Source organism: Streptomyces sp. NPDC036984 (assembly GCF_055607665.1).
The window spans coordinates 129,672-146,214 of sequence record NZ_JBVJRL010000005.1; the positions used below are offsets into that span (position 1 = coordinate 129,672).

The 16,543-nt window shown below is 73.4% G+C and carries 14 protein-coding genes; 8 read left to right on the top strand and 6 right to left on the bottom strand.

The window, feature by feature from the left end; translation table 11 throughout:
• Positions 1-29: 29 nt before the first annotated feature.
• On the bottom strand, positions 30-3,209 hold the full coding sequence (locus tag ACZ7DL_RS12385; RefSeq protein ID WP_470773739.1) for a bifunctional cytochrome P450/NADPH--P450 reductase: 3,180 nt from the start codon (positions 3,207-3,209) through the stop codon (positions 30-32).
• Between the two features lie 222 nt (positions 3,210-3,431).
• Between ACZ7DL_RS12385 and ACZ7DL_RS12390 the strand changes: the two genes are divergently transcribed.
• From ACZ7DL_RS12390 to ACZ7DL_RS12415, 6 genes are all read left to right on the top strand, one after another.
• Complete coding sequence (locus ACZ7DL_RS12390; protein WP_470773740.1) at positions 3,432-3,617, top strand: hypothetical protein; 186 nt, start codon at positions 3,432-3,434, stop codon at positions 3,615-3,617.
• A 42-nt stretch (positions 3,618-3,659) separates the two neighbouring features.
• Positions 3,660-4,298: a PAS domain-containing protein gene (locus tag ACZ7DL_RS12395; protein WP_470773741.1), complete on the top strand. Its 639-nt coding sequence runs from the start codon at positions 3,660-3,662 to the stop codon at positions 4,296-4,298.
• 142 nt (positions 4,299-4,440) lie between these two features.
• Entirely contained in the window at positions 4,441-4,935 is a 495-nt protein-coding gene (locus tag ACZ7DL_RS12400) for an FBP domain-containing protein (protein ID WP_470773743.1), read from the top strand.
• 76 nt (positions 4,936-5,011) lie between these two features.
• A complete protein-coding gene (locus tag ACZ7DL_RS12405; protein ID WP_470773744.1) occupies positions 5,012-6,265 on the top strand; it encodes an FUSC family protein in 1,254 nt (417 codons plus the stop codon).
• Positions 6,266-6,310: 45 nt separating this feature from the next.
• Entirely contained in the window at positions 6,311-7,378 is a 1,068-nt protein-coding gene (locus tag ACZ7DL_RS12410; RefSeq protein ID WP_470773745.1) for a hypothetical protein, read from the top strand.
• 125 nt (positions 7,379-7,503) lie between these two features.
• Positions 7,504-8,742, top strand: coding sequence for a lactonase family protein (locus ACZ7DL_RS12415; protein ID WP_470773746.1), 1,239 nt, complete (start codon positions 7,504-7,506; stop codon positions 8,740-8,742).
• Here the strand turns inward: ACZ7DL_RS12415 and ACZ7DL_RS12420 are convergent.
• Complete coding sequence (locus ACZ7DL_RS12420) at positions 8,710-9,435, bottom strand: DUF2470 domain-containing protein (RefSeq protein ID WP_470773748.1); 726 nt, start codon at positions 9,433-9,435, stop codon at positions 8,710-8,712. The genes ACZ7DL_RS12415 and ACZ7DL_RS12420 overlap by 33 nt on opposite strands.
• A gap of 81 nt (positions 9,436-9,516) precedes the next feature.
• Positions 9,517-10,125, bottom strand: a complete 609-nt coding sequence (locus tag ACZ7DL_RS12425) for a TetR/AcrR family transcriptional regulator (protein ID WP_470773749.1) — start codon at positions 10,123-10,125, stop codon at positions 9,517-9,519.
• A gap of 120 nt (positions 10,126-10,245) precedes the next feature.
• Here ACZ7DL_RS12425 and ACZ7DL_RS12430 point away from each other — a divergent pair, with 120 nt between their 5' ends.
• Positions 10,246-11,847, top strand: a complete 1,602-nt coding sequence (locus tag ACZ7DL_RS12430) for a cytochrome P450 (RefSeq protein ID WP_470773750.1) — start codon at positions 10,246-10,248, stop codon at positions 11,845-11,847.
• Here the strand turns inward: ACZ7DL_RS12430 and ACZ7DL_RS12435 are convergent.
• On the bottom strand, positions 11,809-12,651 hold the full coding sequence (locus tag ACZ7DL_RS12435) for a pentapeptide repeat-containing protein (protein ID WP_470773751.1): 843 nt from the start codon (positions 12,649-12,651) through the stop codon (positions 11,809-11,811). The genes ACZ7DL_RS12430 and ACZ7DL_RS12435 overlap by 39 nt on opposite strands.
• 225 nt (positions 12,652-12,876) lie before the next feature.
• Between ACZ7DL_RS12435 and ACZ7DL_RS12440 the strand changes: the two genes are divergently transcribed.
• Positions 12,877-14,028, top strand: coding sequence for a glutathione-independent formaldehyde dehydrogenase (locus tag ACZ7DL_RS12440; RefSeq protein ID WP_470773753.1), 1,152 nt, complete (start codon positions 12,877-12,879; stop codon positions 14,026-14,028).
• Between the two features lie 58 nt (positions 14,029-14,086).
• Here ACZ7DL_RS12440 and ACZ7DL_RS12445 read toward each other — a convergent pair whose 3' ends face one another.
• Together ACZ7DL_RS12445 and ACZ7DL_RS12450 are read right to left on the bottom strand one after the other, a co-directional pair.
• The gene (locus ACZ7DL_RS12445) at positions 14,087-15,388 is read right to left on the bottom strand and encodes an alpha/beta fold hydrolase (protein WP_470773755.1); all 1,302 of its coding nucleotides are present in this window, start codon (positions 15,386-15,388) and stop codon (positions 14,087-14,089) included.
• Positions 15,389-15,486: 98 nt separating this feature from the next.
• On the bottom strand, positions 15,487-16,512 hold the full coding sequence (locus ACZ7DL_RS12450) for a LacI family DNA-binding transcriptional regulator (RefSeq protein WP_470773757.1): 1,026 nt from the start codon (positions 16,510-16,512) through the stop codon (positions 15,487-15,489).
• Positions 16,513-16,543: the final 31 nt, after the last annotated feature.

The window sequence follows — 16,543 nt, forward strand, 5'->3', positions numbered from 1 at the left end:
GTCCCCCACCGTGCCCCCTCCTCCGCGGCTCAGCCCGCCGCGTACACGTCCTCCACATAACGCCCGTCCGCCACCAGCGTGTCGAGCCACCGCTCGGCCGCGGCCTCGTCGGCCCCGGGTGTGCGTTCCCGGTACAGGGTACGGAAGGCCGCGCGGACGCCGGGGGCCATACGGGCGCCGTCGCCGCAGACGTACACCCGGGCCCCGGCGGTCAGCAGCCGCCACACCTCGTCGGCCTCGGCGGCGATGCGGTGCTGGACGAAGGCGGCCCCGTTCTCGGGCGCGGCGCTGAAGGCCGGGCGCAGTGACACCGCGCCGGCCCGTTCGGCGGCCCGCAGCTCGTCGGCGTGCAGGAAGTCGGCGTCGGGTGCGTCGCAGCCGAAATAGAGGATGGCCGACGGGAGTCGGGTGCCCGCGCGGCGGGCGGCGAGGCGGTCGGCGACGGCACCCCGGAACGGGGCGAGTCCGGTGCCCGCGGCGACCATCACGACCGGTGCCGAACCGTCGATCCGGAAGGCCTCGCGGCAGGGCTGGACGCGGGCGTACACAGTGTCGCCGGGACGGAGGGAGGCGAGGTGGCCGGAGCCGGTGCCCCGGTAGCGGCCCCGGCCGGAGCGGGCGGGAGCGTCGAGCACCGAGACCATGAGGTCCGCGTGGCGCGGGTCGGCCGCCGGCGAGGAGGACAGGGAGTAGTGGCGGGGCCGCAGCGGGGTCAGCAGGTCGAGCAGGAGCGGCCAGTCGAGGGCGCCGCGCAGGGCGGGTTGGTCCTCGGCCAGCTCCACCAGGGTGCGCGGGTCGTCGCCGGGCAGGGCGGCGAGGGCGGCGCGCTCGGGCGGGCAGGGGTTGGCCTCGGCGAGGAGGGCCAGCTGCCGGGCTGTCGGCCGCTCCTGCAATTCGACGTGGTGTGCCAGAAGTTGACGTACCGTCAGCGGACGATCCACGGCGAGGCCGTCGCGGCGCGGGCGGGTGGCGCGGATGTCCAGGACGGCGTCGGCGTCGAGGCCGAACGCGGCGACGGCACGGTCCACGAGGTCCGGGGCGTTGGTTGGCAGCACGGTCAGATGGTCGGCGGTGCGGTAGGTGACGCCCTCGGGCAGGGCGATGCGCAGGAACCGCTTGGTGCGCGGGTGGTCCGGCGCGGTGAGGTCGTACGCCTCGGTGACCGTCATCGGGACGAGGCCGTGCCGTTCGGCGGCGGCGTCCAGCGGGCCGCCGGTCAGCGTGCGGACCTCGTAGGCATGGCCGGGCCCGGCCGTGGCGCCGTGCGTGGCGTCCGGGTCGCCGTACTCCGTCAGGAGCGCGGTGCGCAGCCGGGTCGTGAACTCCCGTACCGCGCCGGTGAGATCACCGGAGGCGTCGGCGGCGGCGCGGTCGGTGAGCCGGGTGGCGCCGAGTTCGGCGAGGCGGGCGTCGACGCGGGTGGGGACCTGCTGGTAGGTGGCGGCCCAGTTGCGGTCGCCGACGCCGAGGACGGCGTAGGTCACGCCGGTCAGGTCGGGGGTGCCGTCGAGCCAGGCGGTGAAGGCGACGGCGTCGTCGGTGGGGCGGCCGTTGTAGGAGGCGGCGGCGATGACGACGGGCCGGTCGGTGGGCAGGCCGTCCGCGTAGGCGTCCAGGGCGGCGACCTCGGTGGCGCAGCCGACGGCCGCGGCCTCGTCGGCGAGCTGGGCGGCGAAGTCCCGGCAGGTGCCGTAGTTGCTGCCGTGCAGGAAGAGGGCGCTGGTGCGGGGGCGGACCCGGGCCGGCAGGGCGTCCGGGGCCGGGGTGCCCGCGGCCGGGGCGGGGGCGGTGCCGGGCAGCGGGGCGTGCACGCGGTCGGCGGGGGTGCGCGGGGTGAGTGTGAGGGTGAAGCCCTCCGGCTTGAGGGTGAGGGTCTCCTTCACGGTCAGCCGGTAGCCGGCGTGGTCGTGCAGCCGGTAGCGGTGCACCAGCAGGGCGAGCAGCATGGTCGCCTCGTGCAGCGCGAACTGCCGCCCGATGCAGGCGCGTTCACCGGTGCCGAACGGTTTGAAGGCGTGCACCGGGCGGGCCGCCTCGGCCTCGGGGGTGAACCGCTCGGGGTCGAACAGCTCCGGGTTGTCGCCCCACACGGGCTGCCGGTGCAGCATCGGCGCGAGCACGGTGACGGCCTGGCCGGCGCGCAGCGGGATCCGGCCGCCGAGCAGGGTGTCCTCGCGGGCGTGCCGGCTGAACGCGGCGGCCGTCGGCCACAGCCGCAGCGCCTCGTTGAGCACCTGACGGGTGTAGGTGAGGCGGCCGATGTCGTCGTACGTCGGCTCCGGGTCGGGGGTGTCACCCCACAGCGCGTCGGCCTCGCGCTGCACGAGCCGGAGTACGGCGGGGTGCTTGGCGAGGTAGTACAGCGCGAAGGACATCGCCCCGGAGGTGGTCTCGTGGCCGGCGATCAGGAAGGTGATGACCTGGTTGCGGATGTTGGCCGCGTCCAGGGTGCTGCCGTCGGCGGGGTGCGGGGCGCTGAGCATCAGCCCGAGCAGGTCCTCGGCACCGCTCTGGTCGGTGCCCGCGCGGGCGGCGATGACATCGTCCACGACCCGCGCCAGATGGTCGGCGTCCTCCCGGAAGGCCGCGTCGGCCGCCGAGTGATCCGTGCCCGGGGTGCGGGCCAGGCGGGTCATGCTCCACTCCAGGCAGCGGACCATGGACTCCACGAACGGGTGCGGCTCGTCGCGCGCGAAGGAGCCGAAGTCGTAGTCGAATCCGGCCAGTCCGATGGTGTCGAGCGTCATGCGGGTCATGTCGCCGGGCACGTCGACGGGCTGTCCGGCCCGTGCCGCGCGGTCCCAGGAGTCGATGAGCCGGCGGGACACCTTCAGCATCACGGGGTGGTAGGTGCGCATCGAGCCGAGCGCGAAGGCGGGCATCAGGATGTCGTGTGCCTTGGCCCAGTTGGGTTCGTCGTTGTATGCCGTGAACAGGCCGTCGGCGGCGAACTCCCGTACGTTCTCCAGGGCGGGCCCGATGTGTTTGGCGAAGCGCTCCTCGTCGGCCAGGTCGGCGACCAGGTCCGCGTCGGCGACGAACGTCACGTCCCGGCCGTGCAGCCGGCGCGCCAGCACCGGGCCGTGGGCCCGCATCAGCTCCATGACCTGCTGGATCGGGGTCGGGCCGGGACCGGTGGCGGTGATGTCGACGACGGGGATGCCGGGCAGGGTGCCGGCCGGCTCGGGGTGCAGTGCGGTGGGGGGCATGACGCGAGAACTGCCTTTCGCGGTAGCGGAGTACTGCATTCCAGAGTGGTCGACGGGCAGGCCGGCCCGCGCCATCGCACTACACGATCGTGCAGTGGAAAGTGGGCGGTGGGACTTGCGCGGGCCGGGGCCGAGTGCCGAACTCCCCGCGCCGGCCCCGGCCAGGCCCTACGCTGCGAAGAACTCCGGCGAGCCGTATGCGAAGGGAGTGGGGAGTCGGCCGTGGCAGCGGCGGGTCCCGTCGCGGACTTCCGCGCGGAACTCCATCGCCCGGTGCGCGCCTGCGGGGCGTCGCAGACGGAGATCGCCGCCGCGCTGGGGCTGAGCGGTGCCTCGGTGCCGGAGCTGCTGAACGGCCGACGTGGAGGGGGCATGGCGCTGACGTCCGGGCCGCCAAGTTGCCGCTGACCTGCCTCTTCCTTTTGGATGGCGGGCGGGCCGGGAGGTGTGATGGAAGCGGAGCGGGCGGACGCCGTGGTGTGGTGCAACCGTGCGCTCACGTTGTTCGACCGGGTGTCGGTACCGGTGGCGGTGTGCGATGTGTACGGCCAGGTGGTACTGGCGAACCCGGCCATGGCCGCGGAGTGCGGTACGACGCCGGGCCGGCTGCGCGGCCGGCAGGTGCTGGAACTGTTCCGACCGCAGGAGGCCACCCAGGTCGAGCGGATCGCCGAGGCGCTGCGGCTGCGACACCGCTCCCGCTACCAGGTGTCGGTGTGCTGGCGGGCGCCCGGCGGGGCCGAGCGGTACGGGGAGCTGACGGCGGATCCGGTGAGCGACAGCGTGGAGGCGACGCCGGCGCTGCTGGTGATGCTGCAGCTGCTGGGCGAGCGCCCCGCTCAGGAGCCGGAGCCGGTGCGGACCACCGAGGCGGAGCGGCGGGTACTGGCCCTGCTGGCCGGCGGTGCCACCACCGCCCGCGCCGCCCGTGAACTGGGCCTCAGCAAAGACGGCGTCGCCTACCACCTCCGCCGCCTGTCGGCCTGCTGGGGCGCGACCAACCGCACCGAACTGATCGCCCGCGCCTACGCCCTCGGCGTGCTGCTCCCGGACGTGTGGCCACCGGAGCCGAGGCCCACCGCGGAGTAGCCGATACCGGCAGCGGGCCCCCGCCGGCAGAGGCGTCCGAGGCGCCCGGAAATCCGTTGGCCCTCCCCAGCCTTGCTAATTAGGCTAGGCATGAACCTAGACCCTCTAGGCTCGCACTCCCTGAATCCGGAAGGACTCCGCCATGAGATCGCTCACCGAGCAGGACATCCGCAACTCGTTCGTCAACTGCTCCAAGGGCGAGGCCAAGCGACTGGCGGTCCCACGGGATCTCGGGGAACGGCCGTGGGACGACCTGGACTTCCTCGGCTGGCGCGATCCCGGGGCACCCGACCGCAGCTATCTGGTCACCGAACGGGAGGGCCGGCTCGCCGGTGTCACCCTGCGCTTCCCGGCCTCGCAGCGCGGCTTCCTGCACCGCAGCATGTGCTCGGTCTGTCTGACCACGCATCCGGGTGGCGGCGTCTCGCTGATGACCGCGCGCAAGGCGGGAGCGGCGGGCCGCGAGGGGAACTCGGTCGGGCTGTACATGTGCACGGACCTGGCGTGTTCGCTGTACGTGCGCGGCAAGAAGGTCCCGGAGTCCGGCGGCCGGTTCGAGGAGAGCCTGAGCCTGGAGGAGCAGATCGCCCGCACGCGGGGCAACCTGTCCGCCTTCATCGACAAGCTGTACGAGTAGCCCGGACAGACCCGAACAGAAACCGTCGGCATATGGCCACGTTCGACCCACCCGAGGAACGGGAACAGGCCAAGGGATGCACGACGTACGAAAGTGGTCCATGGGGCTCCGGCGGCTGGTGGCGCGCCGCCGAGAGCCGGTTGTCGTCCAGACGCTGCGCTCGGCCGCGGCCGCGACGGTCGCCTACGTGATCGCGCTCCGGCTGAGCCCCGAGCCCGCCCCGCTCACCGCGCCGCTGACCGCGCTGCTGGTCGTTCAGGTGACCTTCTACGCCACACTCACCAACGGCATCCGCCGGGTGAACTCGGTGGTCGCCGGGGTGCTGGTCGCCATCGCGTTCAGCGTGCTGGTGGGCCTGACCTGGTGGAGCCTCGCGCTGCTGATCGTCGCCGCGCTGGCCGTCGGGCACCTGGTGCGCGTCGACGAGTACGTGGCCGAGGTGGCGATCAGCGCCATGCTGGTGCTCGGCGTCACCACGGTCGGGTTCACCGCGTGGGCGCGGATCGTGGAGACGCTGATCGGCGCGGTCGTCGGGACGGCCTGCAACCTGCTGCTCCCGCCCCCGGTGTGGGTCGACGAGGCCGGCCGGTCGATCGAGGACCTGGCCCGGCGGGTGCGGCAGCTGATGCTGCGGATGGGTGAGGAGGCCGCCGGCCGGACCCCCTGGGAGCGGGCGGCCGAGCGGCTGCACGAGGCCCGTCGGCTCGACCACGACATCGTGCAGGTGGACGCGGCGCTGCGGCAGGCCGAGGACAGCCTGCGGCTCAATCCACGGGTCAAGGAGGGGCTGCTGCACCGGGTGGTGCTGCGCACCGGTCTGGACACGCTGGAGATCTGCACGGTGGTGCTGCGGGTGCTGGCCCGCTCGTTCACGGACCTGGCGAAGGCCCGTGGGCCCGAGGAGCTGTTCCCGCCCCAGGTGGGGGCGACCGTGGAGCAGCTGCTGTCGGAGATCGCCGACGCCATCGTCAGTTTCGGGGTGCTGGTGACCACCCATCTGAGCGAGAACGCCGAGTCGGCGGAGGCCCGGCTGACCGCCGAGCTGCACACGGCGGCGGGCACCCGGGACCGGCTGGCCGAACTGCTCCAGGACGAGGTCCGCAAGGACTGGGCGCACTGGCAGCTGCTCGGGGCCGTGCTGACCGAGACGACCCGGATCATCGACGAGCTGAACACCGAGCACCGCGCCCGCCGGCTGCTGGAGGAGCTGGACCGGGTCTCCCGCGGGCACCGGACCAAGCTGCCCCGGCTGGCCTGGCTGCGCGACCGCCTCGGTGTCCAGGAGGAGCTGTGGCGGAACCACGCGGGGTTCGGTGAGCGTTATCGGTGAGGGAGCTGCCGGGGCGGGCCGGCGCGTAAGGCGAGGGGTGGGCGGATGACCGGCACCGGGGTCCGGATCGACGGGAACACACTGCGGCTGCCGGGCGGGGTGGCGGTGCGGTTCGTGCGTACGCTGCGGCTGCCGGAGAGCGGCACGCACCCGCTGCCGCCGGGACTGGGCGAGTTCCCGATCCGGCGGGTGGCCGACCACGCCGACCGGGTGCCGGAGCAGTGGCGGGCGCGCGGCGGCGTGATGCTCCCGGTGTATCTGCGCGAGGCGATGTGGCTGAGTTTCGCCGGTACGACGGAGCCGGCCGCGCTCCAGGTCGGCGTGGGCAAGGTGTGCGCGGTGTCCGGCAAGCCGTGGCGCGACCGGCTGTCCCGCCGCCCGCAGAACTATGTGGTGCTGCCCCGCCAGCCGTGGCTGGACGGCATCAACTCGGGCAAGGGCACGGTCCGCCAGTTCGTGGCCGTGCCGCTGGGACTGGGCGCGACCGTGGAGGGGCAGGTCACCGGCGAGGAGGTGTGGGGCGGGGTCCAGCTCCAGTCGTTCCCGCTGAAGGAGGACGTGCTGGCCGAGTGGCGACACCGAGAGCGGGAGCGGGCGCGGCAGCCGGGCCCGGCCGGCGCGTTCGGCGGCTACGGCGCGCCTGCGCCCATGGCCGCCGCGGCCCCCGGCGGCCCCCCGCCGGCGGCGGCCTTCGGTGCTCCGCCGCCCCCGGCCGCCGCCCCACGGCGCGCGGCGGCCATGGGACTCGGCGTGGGCGGCTCGATGCGGCAGGAGGTCTACCGGGACGACCGGCCGCTCGGGGACTGGGCCGAGGAGCCGGCCGGGCGCGTGTTCGTGCACCTGGTCACGCCGCCGGAGTGGCGCCGGATCACCGGCGAGGCGCCCCCGCCGTCGCCGGTGGACCGGGCGGCGTACACCCGGGCGGGCCTGCCCTGGTACGACTACTACGAGGCGGACGCCGAGGACCTCGCCCCCACGGAGACCCTGGAGGCGGTCAAGCCGGTCGGCGAGTGGCTCGGGGACGACCTGGACCCGTGGCAGGCGCCGCCCCCCAACCAGGTGACGCCGCTGAAGGACGCGCCGGGAAAGCCGGTCGAGGACGGGGAGTGGTGAGACCCTCGCCACCCCTCTCCTGCGGTTGCACTGTGTGCAACACCGGTTGCCCGGCTTGCCCTTGACGGCGCACGCGCGCCAAGGTGGCTGTCACGACCGGTGCAACCGACGACATGAGGTGCGGCATGGACACGGAGGCAGGGACGGCGGGGCGGGGCTCGCCCCCGCCCCGGGGGAGCCGGGAGCGCGGGGGCGGCTGGACCAGACGCCGGTTCGTCGGGGCCGTGGCCGGTACGGCGGCCGTGGTGGCGGTGCCGGCCACGGCCGCCCCGCCGGCGGACACCCACGCCCCGGCGAGCAGGCCGAAGCCAGCCACCGCGCCCGGCGAGCCGTCCGGCCCGCGCCCGCTGTACGTGGGCACCTACACCTCCGCCGACGGCGGCGGCACCGGCATCGGCGTCGCCGGGTACGACCCGGAGACGGGCCGGATCACCGGGTCGGGCACGCTCACCGGGGTTCCCGACCCGTCGTATCTCACCGTGCACCCGGACGGCCGCACCCTGTACGTGGTGGACGAGCGGCAGGACGGCGGGGTGACGGCCGTACGCCTCGCGGACCGGCGGGTCCTCGGCACCCGGAGCACCGGTGGCGCGGCCCCCTGCCATCTGTCGGTGCATCCCACCGGACGCTGGCTGCTCAGCGCGAACTACGGCTCGGGCAGTGTCGCCGTGCACCCGATCGACGCCTCGGGTGCCCTGGGCGAGCGCACCGACCTGGTCACGCACACCTCCCCTGGCCCCGGCCCCGGTCAGCAGGGCCCGCACGCCCACCAGGTCGTCACGAGTCCGGACGGCGGGCACGTCCTCGCCGTGGACCTGGGCACCGACACCGTCCACACCTACCGTCTCGACCAGGCGAAGGGCACGCTCACGGAGGTGGCGCAGGCCCACACCCGGCCCGGCGCCGGACCGCGCCATCTGGCCTTCCATCCGGGCGGCCGGTACGCGTATCTCGCCAACGAGGTGGACGACACCGTGGCCGTCTGCGCCTACGACCCGCGCTCCGGACGGCTGAGCGTCGGCGAGCCGCAGCCGACGGGGGCGAGCGGCGGCACGAACTATCCGGCGCAGATCCTGGTGACGGCGAACGGCCGGTACGCGTTCCTCGCCAACCGGGGGCACAACAGCCTCGCCCGGTACGCCGTCGACGCCGACGGGGCCCGGCTGCGGCTGCTCGGCACGGTGCCGGTGGGCGGGGACTTCCCCCGGCAGATCGCGTTCTCGCCGGACGGCCGGCTGCTGTTCGCGGCGAACCAGCGCTCCGGCACGGTCACCGTCTTCCACGTCGATGCGGGCCGGGGCGAACTCAGCCTGGCGGGCGAGCCGTTCGCGTCACCCGTCGCCGTCTGCACGGTGCCGCTGTAGCGCGCGGGGGCAGGCGGCGGCACCGGCCTGCGCCAGCAGGACGTGCATGCGCTCGGTGAGCTGGGCGACGTCGTCCGCGGGCGTGTGGAAGGGCAGCCGTACGTCACCGTGGGTGCGGCTGCGTTCGATGCGCAGGGTCAGTCCGTGCCGGTCGACGGCGAGCGGCGCCACCCGGGTCGCGGCGTGCAGGCTCTCGGGCCGCACCAGGCGGGTCAGCCGCTCGACGGCGTCCGGGTGGACGTCGGCGAGATGGGTGAGCAGCCGGGACTCGGCGCCGGCGAGGGGGTCGGGCCGGGCGGCGGTGAACTCGTCCAGGTCGACCACCACCGGCCCGGAGGACTGCCGCAGCACCACCCTCGTGGGCCGGAAGAGCAGGGCGCCCGCGGACGGCGCGAACCAGCCGGAGAGATAGAGCCGGGCCCGGATGCGGTTGCGCACCGGTACGGGGGCGACGTCGGCGAACTCCAGCAGCGCCGAGGGCTCTTGGCGCGGGGCGCACAGAGCGGCCGCGAACAGGCCGCTGTCGTCGGGCACCGCCAGCCGGACGTCGCCGTCCTCGGTCACGGAGTGCGCGCCGACGTACTCCTCGCGCACGCCGTCCGCGGTCACCGCGCACGACCACGCGGCGGCCGGCACCGAGCGTGCCCGTTCCGCCGCGCCGGGTGCGGCCGTCCAGTCCTGCGTGTCACCCATACCGAGACCTCCTTAGGTAAGCCTTGCCTAACCTATCGAAGATCGGGGCGCACGCCAACCACGCCACACCGGCGGACGGCGTTACGCGAGCACACCCAGGAGGGCGCGGGCGCACAGGTCACGCACCTGCTCCCGGCTCAGCTCCGCCTCGCCGCGCAGCCATTCGAGACAGACGGCGGTGGTGAAGGCGAGCCAGCCGCGCACGGCCGGGCGCACCTCGGGAGCCGCCTCGCAGACCGGCCCGAACTCGGGGTCGGCGGCGAGCGCGGCCAGTATCTGCTGCTCCTGCGCGGCCAGGGCCCGCTGGTAGACCCGGCGCACGGCCTGGTCGCCGGCCGCGTCGGCGCGGTGGAAGGCCCGGAAACCGTGGGCATGGGCCTCGACGTAGCCGAGGTAGGTGTCCAGGCCCGCCGTGAGCTGCTCGCGCACCGGCATCCCGGGCACGGCCGCCGTCATGCGCAGCATGCGCGCGCTCTCCCGCTCCACGACGGCGGCGAAGAAGTCCCGCTTGGTCGGGAAGTAGTGGTACAGCAGCCCGCGCGACACCCCGGCGATCTCGGCGACCTGCTCGATCCACACATCGTCGTAGGGACTCTCCGAGAACAGCTTCGCGCCGACCGAGAGCAGCTGCTCACGGCGCTCCTCGGTGCTGAGTCTGCGCCGGGCGCGTTCCCCCTGGTTCGCGGGCATGGCGTCACTTTACTTGACGTCGGTTCAACAAGGACACCACACTGGAACACGTTATTGAACCCACGTACAACATGCGCGCGTCGCAGCTTCAACCATCCGCTGATCAAGGGAGATCGCGTCATGGCGGAGACGGCGGAGACCACGGGGACCGGGCTGCCAAAGGGTTTCCGGAGCGCCGAGCAGGGCTGGCCCGAGCTGCACCGCATCCCGCATCCGCCGCGCCGGCTGCCGCTGCTCGGCGATGTGCTCGGCGCCGACCGGCGCACCCCGCTCCAGGACTCGATGCGCTTCGCGCGCGAGCTGGGCCCGATCTTCCGGCGCCGGGCCTTCGGCAAGGAGTTCGTGTTCGTGTGGGGGGCGCGGCTCGCCGCCGACCTCGCCGACGAGGCCCGGTTCGCCAAGCACGTCGGACTCGGCGTGGCCAATCTGCGGCCGGTGGCCGGGGACGGCCTGTTCACCGCCTACAACCACGAGCCCAACTGGCAGCTGGCACACGACGTCCTGGCCCCCGGGTTCAGCCGGGAGGCCATGGAGGGCTACCACGGGATGATGCTGGACGTCGCCGGCCGGCTCACCGACCACTGGGACCGGCAGCTGGCGGCGGGGCGGACGGTGGACGTACCCGGCGACATGACCCGGCTGACCCTGGAGACGATCGCCCGGACCGGCTTCGGGCACGACTTCGGCTCCTTCGAACGGGAGCGGCCGCACCCCTTCGTCACGGCGATGGTCGGCACGCTGACCTACGCGCAGCGGCTGAACAGCGTGCCCGGGCCGCTGGCCCCGCTGCTGCTGTGCACCGCCGCGCGGCGCAACGCGGCCGACATGGCGTACCTCGACCGCACGGTGGACGGTCTGGTCGCCGACCGGCGCCGGTCCGGTGGCGGAGAGGGGGACCTGCTGGACCGCATGCTGGCGACCGCGCACCCGGAGACCGGGGAGAAGCTGTCCGCGGAGAACGTCCGCAAGCAGGTGATCACGTTCCTGGTGGCGGGGCACGAGACCACCTCGGGCGCGCTCTCCTTCGCCCTGTACCACCTCGCCCGGCACCCCGAGATCGCCGCCCGGGCCCGCGCCGAGGTGGACCGCGTCTGGGGCGACACCCCGCGGCCCGGCTACGACCGGATAGCCAAGCTGCGCCATGTCCGCCGCGTGCTGGACGAGTCGCTGCGGCTGTGGCCGACCGCGCCCGCCTTCGCCCGGGAAGCCCGGCAGGACACGGTGCTCGCCGGTGAGCATCCGATGCGCCGGGGCGCGTGGGCGCTGGTGCTGACGCCGATGCTGCACCGCGAGCCGGAGGTGTGGGGCGAGGACGCCGAGCGGTTCGACCCGGACCGCTTCACCGCGGCGGCCGTACGGGCCCGGCCCCCGCACACCTTCAAGCCGTTCGGCACCGGTGCGCGGGCCTGCATCGGCCGCCAGTTCGCCGTGCACGAGGCGACCCTGGTCCTCGGGCTGCTGCTGCGGCGCTACGAGCTGCACGCCGACCCCGGCTACCGTCTGACGGTCGCCGAACGCCTGACCCTGATGCCGGAGGGCCTGCGGCTGCGGCTGGAACGACGGCCCGCTCTTGACGGGGTCGGCGAGAGGCGCCCTGAAGGGGCGCGGGGAACCGCGCGACCAGCCCACGACGGAGCCGCAGACGCCCGACGGCACCACCCGGCCGAACCGGCGGAGTCCCCGTCAGCGAGCCGCTGTCCAGTGCACAGGGCGACTGACTGACGTCGGCAGACGAGTACCGCCGCTGCCCCGCGCAGCGTTCACCTGCGGCTGGGTGAGGAAGAACGCGCCGGTGAGGTCCGCGTCGGTCAGGTCGGTGTCGCGCAGATCGGCGCCGATCAGGTCCGCGCCGCGCAGATCGGCACCGGTGAGGTCGGCGGCGATGAGGCAGGCACCGCGCAGGCTCGCCCCACGCAGATCGGCGCCCTTGAGCCGGGCACCGATGAGATCCGCGCCCCGGCGGTCCTTTCCCTTGCCCTTCCCCTTGCCGCGGGCGCCGGCCCGGGCCAGCTCGCTGGTGCGCAGCAGGAGTACGTTGACCTCCTGCCGGTGCGCGGCCACGTCCAGGCCGGCCAGCTCCTCGGGGCTCTGCCGGGTGAGCCGCTCGGTCTGCTCCAGCGCCTGCCGCAGCTCGGGGTGGACGGGCCGGGCCGCGGGCAGCTCCAGCGCCTCCGTCAGGTACCACAGCAGCTCGTGCAACTGCCGGACGACGGGGAACACGTCGAACATCCGGCGGGCGTCCTCCTTGGAGCCGGTCCGCCAGTCCTGCCCGCCGAAGGTGAGCTGCGAGACCTTCTGGCCGGCGCCGAAGCAGTCGTAGACCGTGCAGCCGGTGAAGCCCTTCGTCCGCAGATCGGCGTGGATGCCGCAGCGGTGGTCGCCCCCGAGGTTCGGGCAGGGCTTGCCCGCGGGCTTGTTCAGCGCGAAGTCGGCTGAGCGGGCGAAGGGCAGGGCGACACAGCAGAGCCCGAAGCAGCGCGCACAGTCCCCGCGCAGCTCCGGAAGGGCGGCTATCTGATCTGGCATGCACACAGCCTACTGGGGACGTCTCACCAGAAATCCGCTCACCAGGAATCCGGCGGTTGCGGCCCCTGCCGGACGGGCGTTACCTGGAAGTACCGGCGGTGAAGCGCGCAGGCCACGGCACGGGCCCGGGCCCACGTCTTCCTGTGCTCCCCCCGTCTTCCTGTGCTCCCCCGGCCATCGGCTCCTCGCCGCCGTCGTCCAGCGTTCGACGCGGAGGTGACCCAGGTGAAAGCCGTAGTCTATGAAAAGCCCTTCAACGTGACGGTGAGGGACGTCGACGATCCGCAGATCCAGCACCCGAACGACGTGATCGTACGGGTGACGTCCACCGCGATATGCGGCTCGGACCTGCACATGTACGAGGGCCGCACGGCCGCCGAGGCGGGCATCGTCTTCGGACACGAGAATCTCGGTGTCATCGAGGAGTGCGGCAACGGCGTCACCTCCCTGTCCGTGGGAGACCGTGTCGTGATGCCGTTCAACGTCGCGTGCGGATTCTGCAAGAACTGCCTCGCCCTGAAGACCGGGTTCTGTCTGACGGTCAACCCGGGATTCGCCGGCGGAGCGTACGGATATGTGGCGATGGGCCCGTTCATCGGTGGCCAGGCCGAGCGGTTGCGGGTGCCCTACGCCGACTTCAACTGCCTGAAGCTGCCACCGGGAGAGGAGTTCGAGACCGACTTCGTGCTGCTCGCCGACATCTTCCCGACCGGCTACCACGGGTGCGAACTCGCCCAGGTGTCCCCCGGCGAGTCCGTGGCCGTCTTCGGTGCCGGACCGGTCGGCCTGATGGCCGCCTACTCCGCGCTGCTGCGCGGTGCGGCGAAGGTGTTCTCGGTCGACCGGGTGCCCGAGCGGCTGGCCAAGGCGGAGGAGATCGGGGCCGTCCCGATCGACTTCACCAAGGGCGACCCGGCCGAGCAGATCAAGGAACAGACGAACGGGGAGGGAACCGACAAGGGCGTGGACGCCGTCGGCTACCAGGCCCAGGCACACGACGCCAGCCACGAGGAGCCCGCCATCGTGCTCAACGAGCTCGTCATGACGGTACGTCCCACCGGCATGCTCGGCGTCCCCGGGCTGTACGTGCCGTCCGACCCGGGCGGGCCCGACGATCACGCCAAGCACGGCCAGCTGCTGGTCTCCATCGGAAAGATGTTCGAGAAAGGCCAGCAGATGGGCACCGGTCAGTGCAACGTGAAGCGGTACAACCGCCAGTTGCGTGACCTGATCATCGCCGGGCGGGCCAAGCCCAGCTTCGTGGTCTCCCACGAATTGCCGCTGGACCAGGCTCCGCAGGCCTACGAGAAGTTCGACAAGCGCATCGAGGGCTACACCAAGGTGGTCCTGCACCCGGGTCACGCCCTCGCCGCGTGAACCGCGTACGTCACCGGTCCGGACGCCCACGGGCGTCCGGACGTTCGACGCGTGCGGGTCACACCTCGTCGCGGGTCATGGCCAGCAGCCGGTCCAGGACGCGCGGCGCGCCCGCGCGCAGGCCGTCGTGCTCGAACTCGTTCGTGACCCAGGTGCGCAGGCCGCGGACGGCGCGTGCGGTGTCCAGGGAGTGGACGGTGTCGACGTACATGTCGTCGTGGTAGACCGCCGCGACGACGGGGACCTCGTTGGCGGCGAGGCGGGCCGGGTCGTACAGCGGGCCCCAGTCGGTGCGGGCGGCGAGCAGTTCGGCCGTCTCGCGCAGGGGCCGCAGGGCCGGATCGGTGTCGAACATCCAGGGGTGGACGGTCTCGCCGGTGAAGAGCACCGGGCCGTCGCCGGTGAGCGCCTTGGCGGCGTCGAACTGCGGGAACTCGGCGCGGACGCGGTCGGCGGCCCAGGCGGTGGGCCGGGCGTCCTGGCCGTAGATCGCCTCGTGCACGAGGGCGTACAGGGGGTGGCCGGCGTACGACAGCAGGGCCTGCGCCTGCTCCTGGAAGGCGTCGGAGAGTTCCAGCCCGCCGGGCGTGCGGACGAAGGCGTCCTCCAGCAGGTGGTGCAGGCGGTGGCTGCCGTCGCTCCCGCCGAGCATCAGGCCGAGGGACTGGAAGGCCTCCACCGTGAAGCGGTAGCCGTTCGGCAGGACCACGTCGTGGCTGAGGAGGTGGTCGGCGATCCGGCGGGCCCGCTCCACGTCCTGCGGGTAACGGGCGTAGTGCGCGGCGACCTTGCGCTCGATGCGCGGGTAGGCGGCCCGGTAGACGTCGTCGGCGTGGGCGTGCAGGGAGGGCAGGCCGCCGGTGATGATCGCGGTGTCGATGCCCTCGGGCGCGAGGGAGAGGTACGACACCGTGCAGAAGCCGCCGAAGCTCTGGCCGAGCACGGTCCACGGGGCGCCGCCGGTGACCTGGGGGCGGATGGCCTCGCAGTCGCGGACGATCGAGTCGGCGCGGAAGCGGGTGAGGTAGTCGGCCTGTGCGGCGGGGCCGCCGCGCAGCGGGAGCGTCTGCCGGGTGGCGGGGGTGGAACGGCCGGTGCCGCGCTGGTCGAGCAGGAGGACGCGGTAGTCCTTCAGGGCCCGGTCGAGCCATGCCTGACGTCCGACGAAACGATTGGCCCCGAACCCGGGCCCGCCCTGGAGATACACCAGCCAGGGCAGGTCCTGCCCGGCCTTCTCGCTCGCCACCGCCTCGCGGGCGTACAGCTCGATGGTCTCGCCGCCCGGGTCGGCGTGGTCGAGGGGCACGGTGAAGTGGCGGTCGGTGAGGACGACGCCGGGCTGGCGGTAGCTGAGGCTCAACGGGTCTCCCGGGACGGATGGGACGGACGCGTCCCAGTTCAGCACATGACCGGGCGCAGGCCGAGCCCCGGGATCATGGTTTGTTACTGAACTTCCGGTCAGCGCGCGACGAGGCTGGAGCGGCGCACCACCAACTCCGGCTGGAGCACCACCCGCCGGTGCTCGTGGGCCGGCCTGCCCTCGCCCTGCTCGGTCTCCTCCAGCAGCAGTTCGGCGGCGAGGGTGCCCAGGGTGACGGCGGGCTGGCGTACGGAGGTGAGGGGTACGGCGGCCGCGGCGGCGAACTCGATGTCGTCGTAGCCGACGATCGCCAGCTCGTCCGGGACGGTCACGCCCGCCGCGTACATGGCCTGGAGGACGCCGAGGGCGAGCAGGTCGTTGGCACAGAACACGGCGGTGGGGCGGTCGGCGAGGCCGAGCAGACGGGCGCCCGCGTCCCGGCCGGCGGCCACGTCGAGGCGTTCGGTGGGCAGCTCGCGCAGCGCCTCGGGACCGAGCCCGGCCTCGGCGAGGGCGGTGAGCGCGCCGGTGCGCCGGTCGCGGACCTGGTTGAGCCCGGGCGGGCCGCTGACGTAGGCGATCGAGCGGTGCCCGGCGTCCACCAGATGGCGGACGGCGAGGGCGCCGCCCGCGACGTCGTCCACGGAGACCGAGCACTCGGTGGTGCCCTCGGCGACCCGGTCGACCAGCACGAACGGAATGCCGTGCCGGCGGAAGGTCTCGATGTTGCGGCCGGTGGCGTCGGCCGGGGTGAGCAGCACACCGCGCACCCGCTGCTCGGCGAAGAGCGACAGGTACTCCGCCTCCTCGGCCGCGTTCTGCGCGCTGTTGCACACCATCACGCCGAGCCCCGCCTCCCGGGCCGCCCGTTCGGCGCCGCGCGCGATGTCCACGAAGAACGGGTTGCCCATGTCGAGCACGAGCAGCCCCATGATCCGGCTGCGGCCCGCGCGCAGCTGGCGCGCGGACTCGCTGCGGACGTAGCCGAGCCGGTCGATGGCGGACAGGACGCGGGCGCGGGTCTCACTGGCGACGGTGTCCGGGCGGTTGATGACGTTGGACACCGTGCCCACGGAGACTCCGGCGGCACGGGCGACATCCTTGATACCCACCGACTGGGCCATCGGGCTTCAGACCTCCAGGGGACGAGGGCGG

Excerpts from the sequence above, each read along its gene's own strand:
- ACZ7DL_RS12425 (WP_470773749.1), bottom strand. The coding sequence starts at position 10,125 with ATGCCCGCGAACCAGGGGGAACGCGCCCGGCGCAGACTCAGCACCGAG.
- ACZ7DL_RS12400 (WP_470773743.1), top strand. The coding sequence starts at position 4,441 with ATGAGATCGCTCACCGAGCAGGACATCCGCAACTCGTTCGTCAACTGC.
- ACZ7DL_RS12415 (WP_470773746.1), top strand. The coding sequence starts at position 7,504 with ATGGACACGGAGGCAGGGACGGCGGGGCGGGGCTCGCCCCCGCCCCGG.
- ACZ7DL_RS12385 (WP_470773739.1), bottom strand. The coding sequence starts at position 3,209 with ATGCCCCCCACCGCACTGCACCCCGAGCCGGCCGGCACCCTGCCCGGC.
- ACZ7DL_RS12420 (WP_470773748.1), bottom strand. The coding sequence starts at position 9,435 with ATGGGTGACACGCAGGACTGGACGGCCGCACCCGGCGCGGCGGAACGG.
- ACZ7DL_RS12435 (WP_470773751.1), bottom strand. The coding sequence starts at position 12,651 with ATGCCAGATCAGATAGCCGCCCTTCCGGAGCTGCGCGGGGACTGTGCG.
- ACZ7DL_RS12410 (WP_470773745.1), top strand. The coding sequence starts at position 6,311 with ATGACCGGCACCGGGGTCCGGATCGACGGGAACACACTGCGGCTGCCG.
- ACZ7DL_RS12450 (WP_470773757.1), bottom strand. The coding sequence starts at position 16,512 with ATGGCCCAGTCGGTGGGTATCAAGGATGTCGCCCGTGCCGCCGGAGTC.
- ACZ7DL_RS12430 (WP_470773750.1), top strand. The coding sequence starts at position 10,246 with ATGGCGGAGACGGCGGAGACCACGGGGACCGGGCTGCCAAAGGGTTTC.
- ACZ7DL_RS12405 (WP_470773744.1), top strand. The coding sequence starts at position 5,012 with ATGCACGACGTACGAAAGTGGTCCATGGGGCTCCGGCGGCTGGTGGCG.
- ACZ7DL_RS12395 (WP_470773741.1), top strand. The coding sequence starts at position 3,660 with ATGGAAGCGGAGCGGGCGGACGCCGTGGTGTGGTGCAACCGTGCGCTC.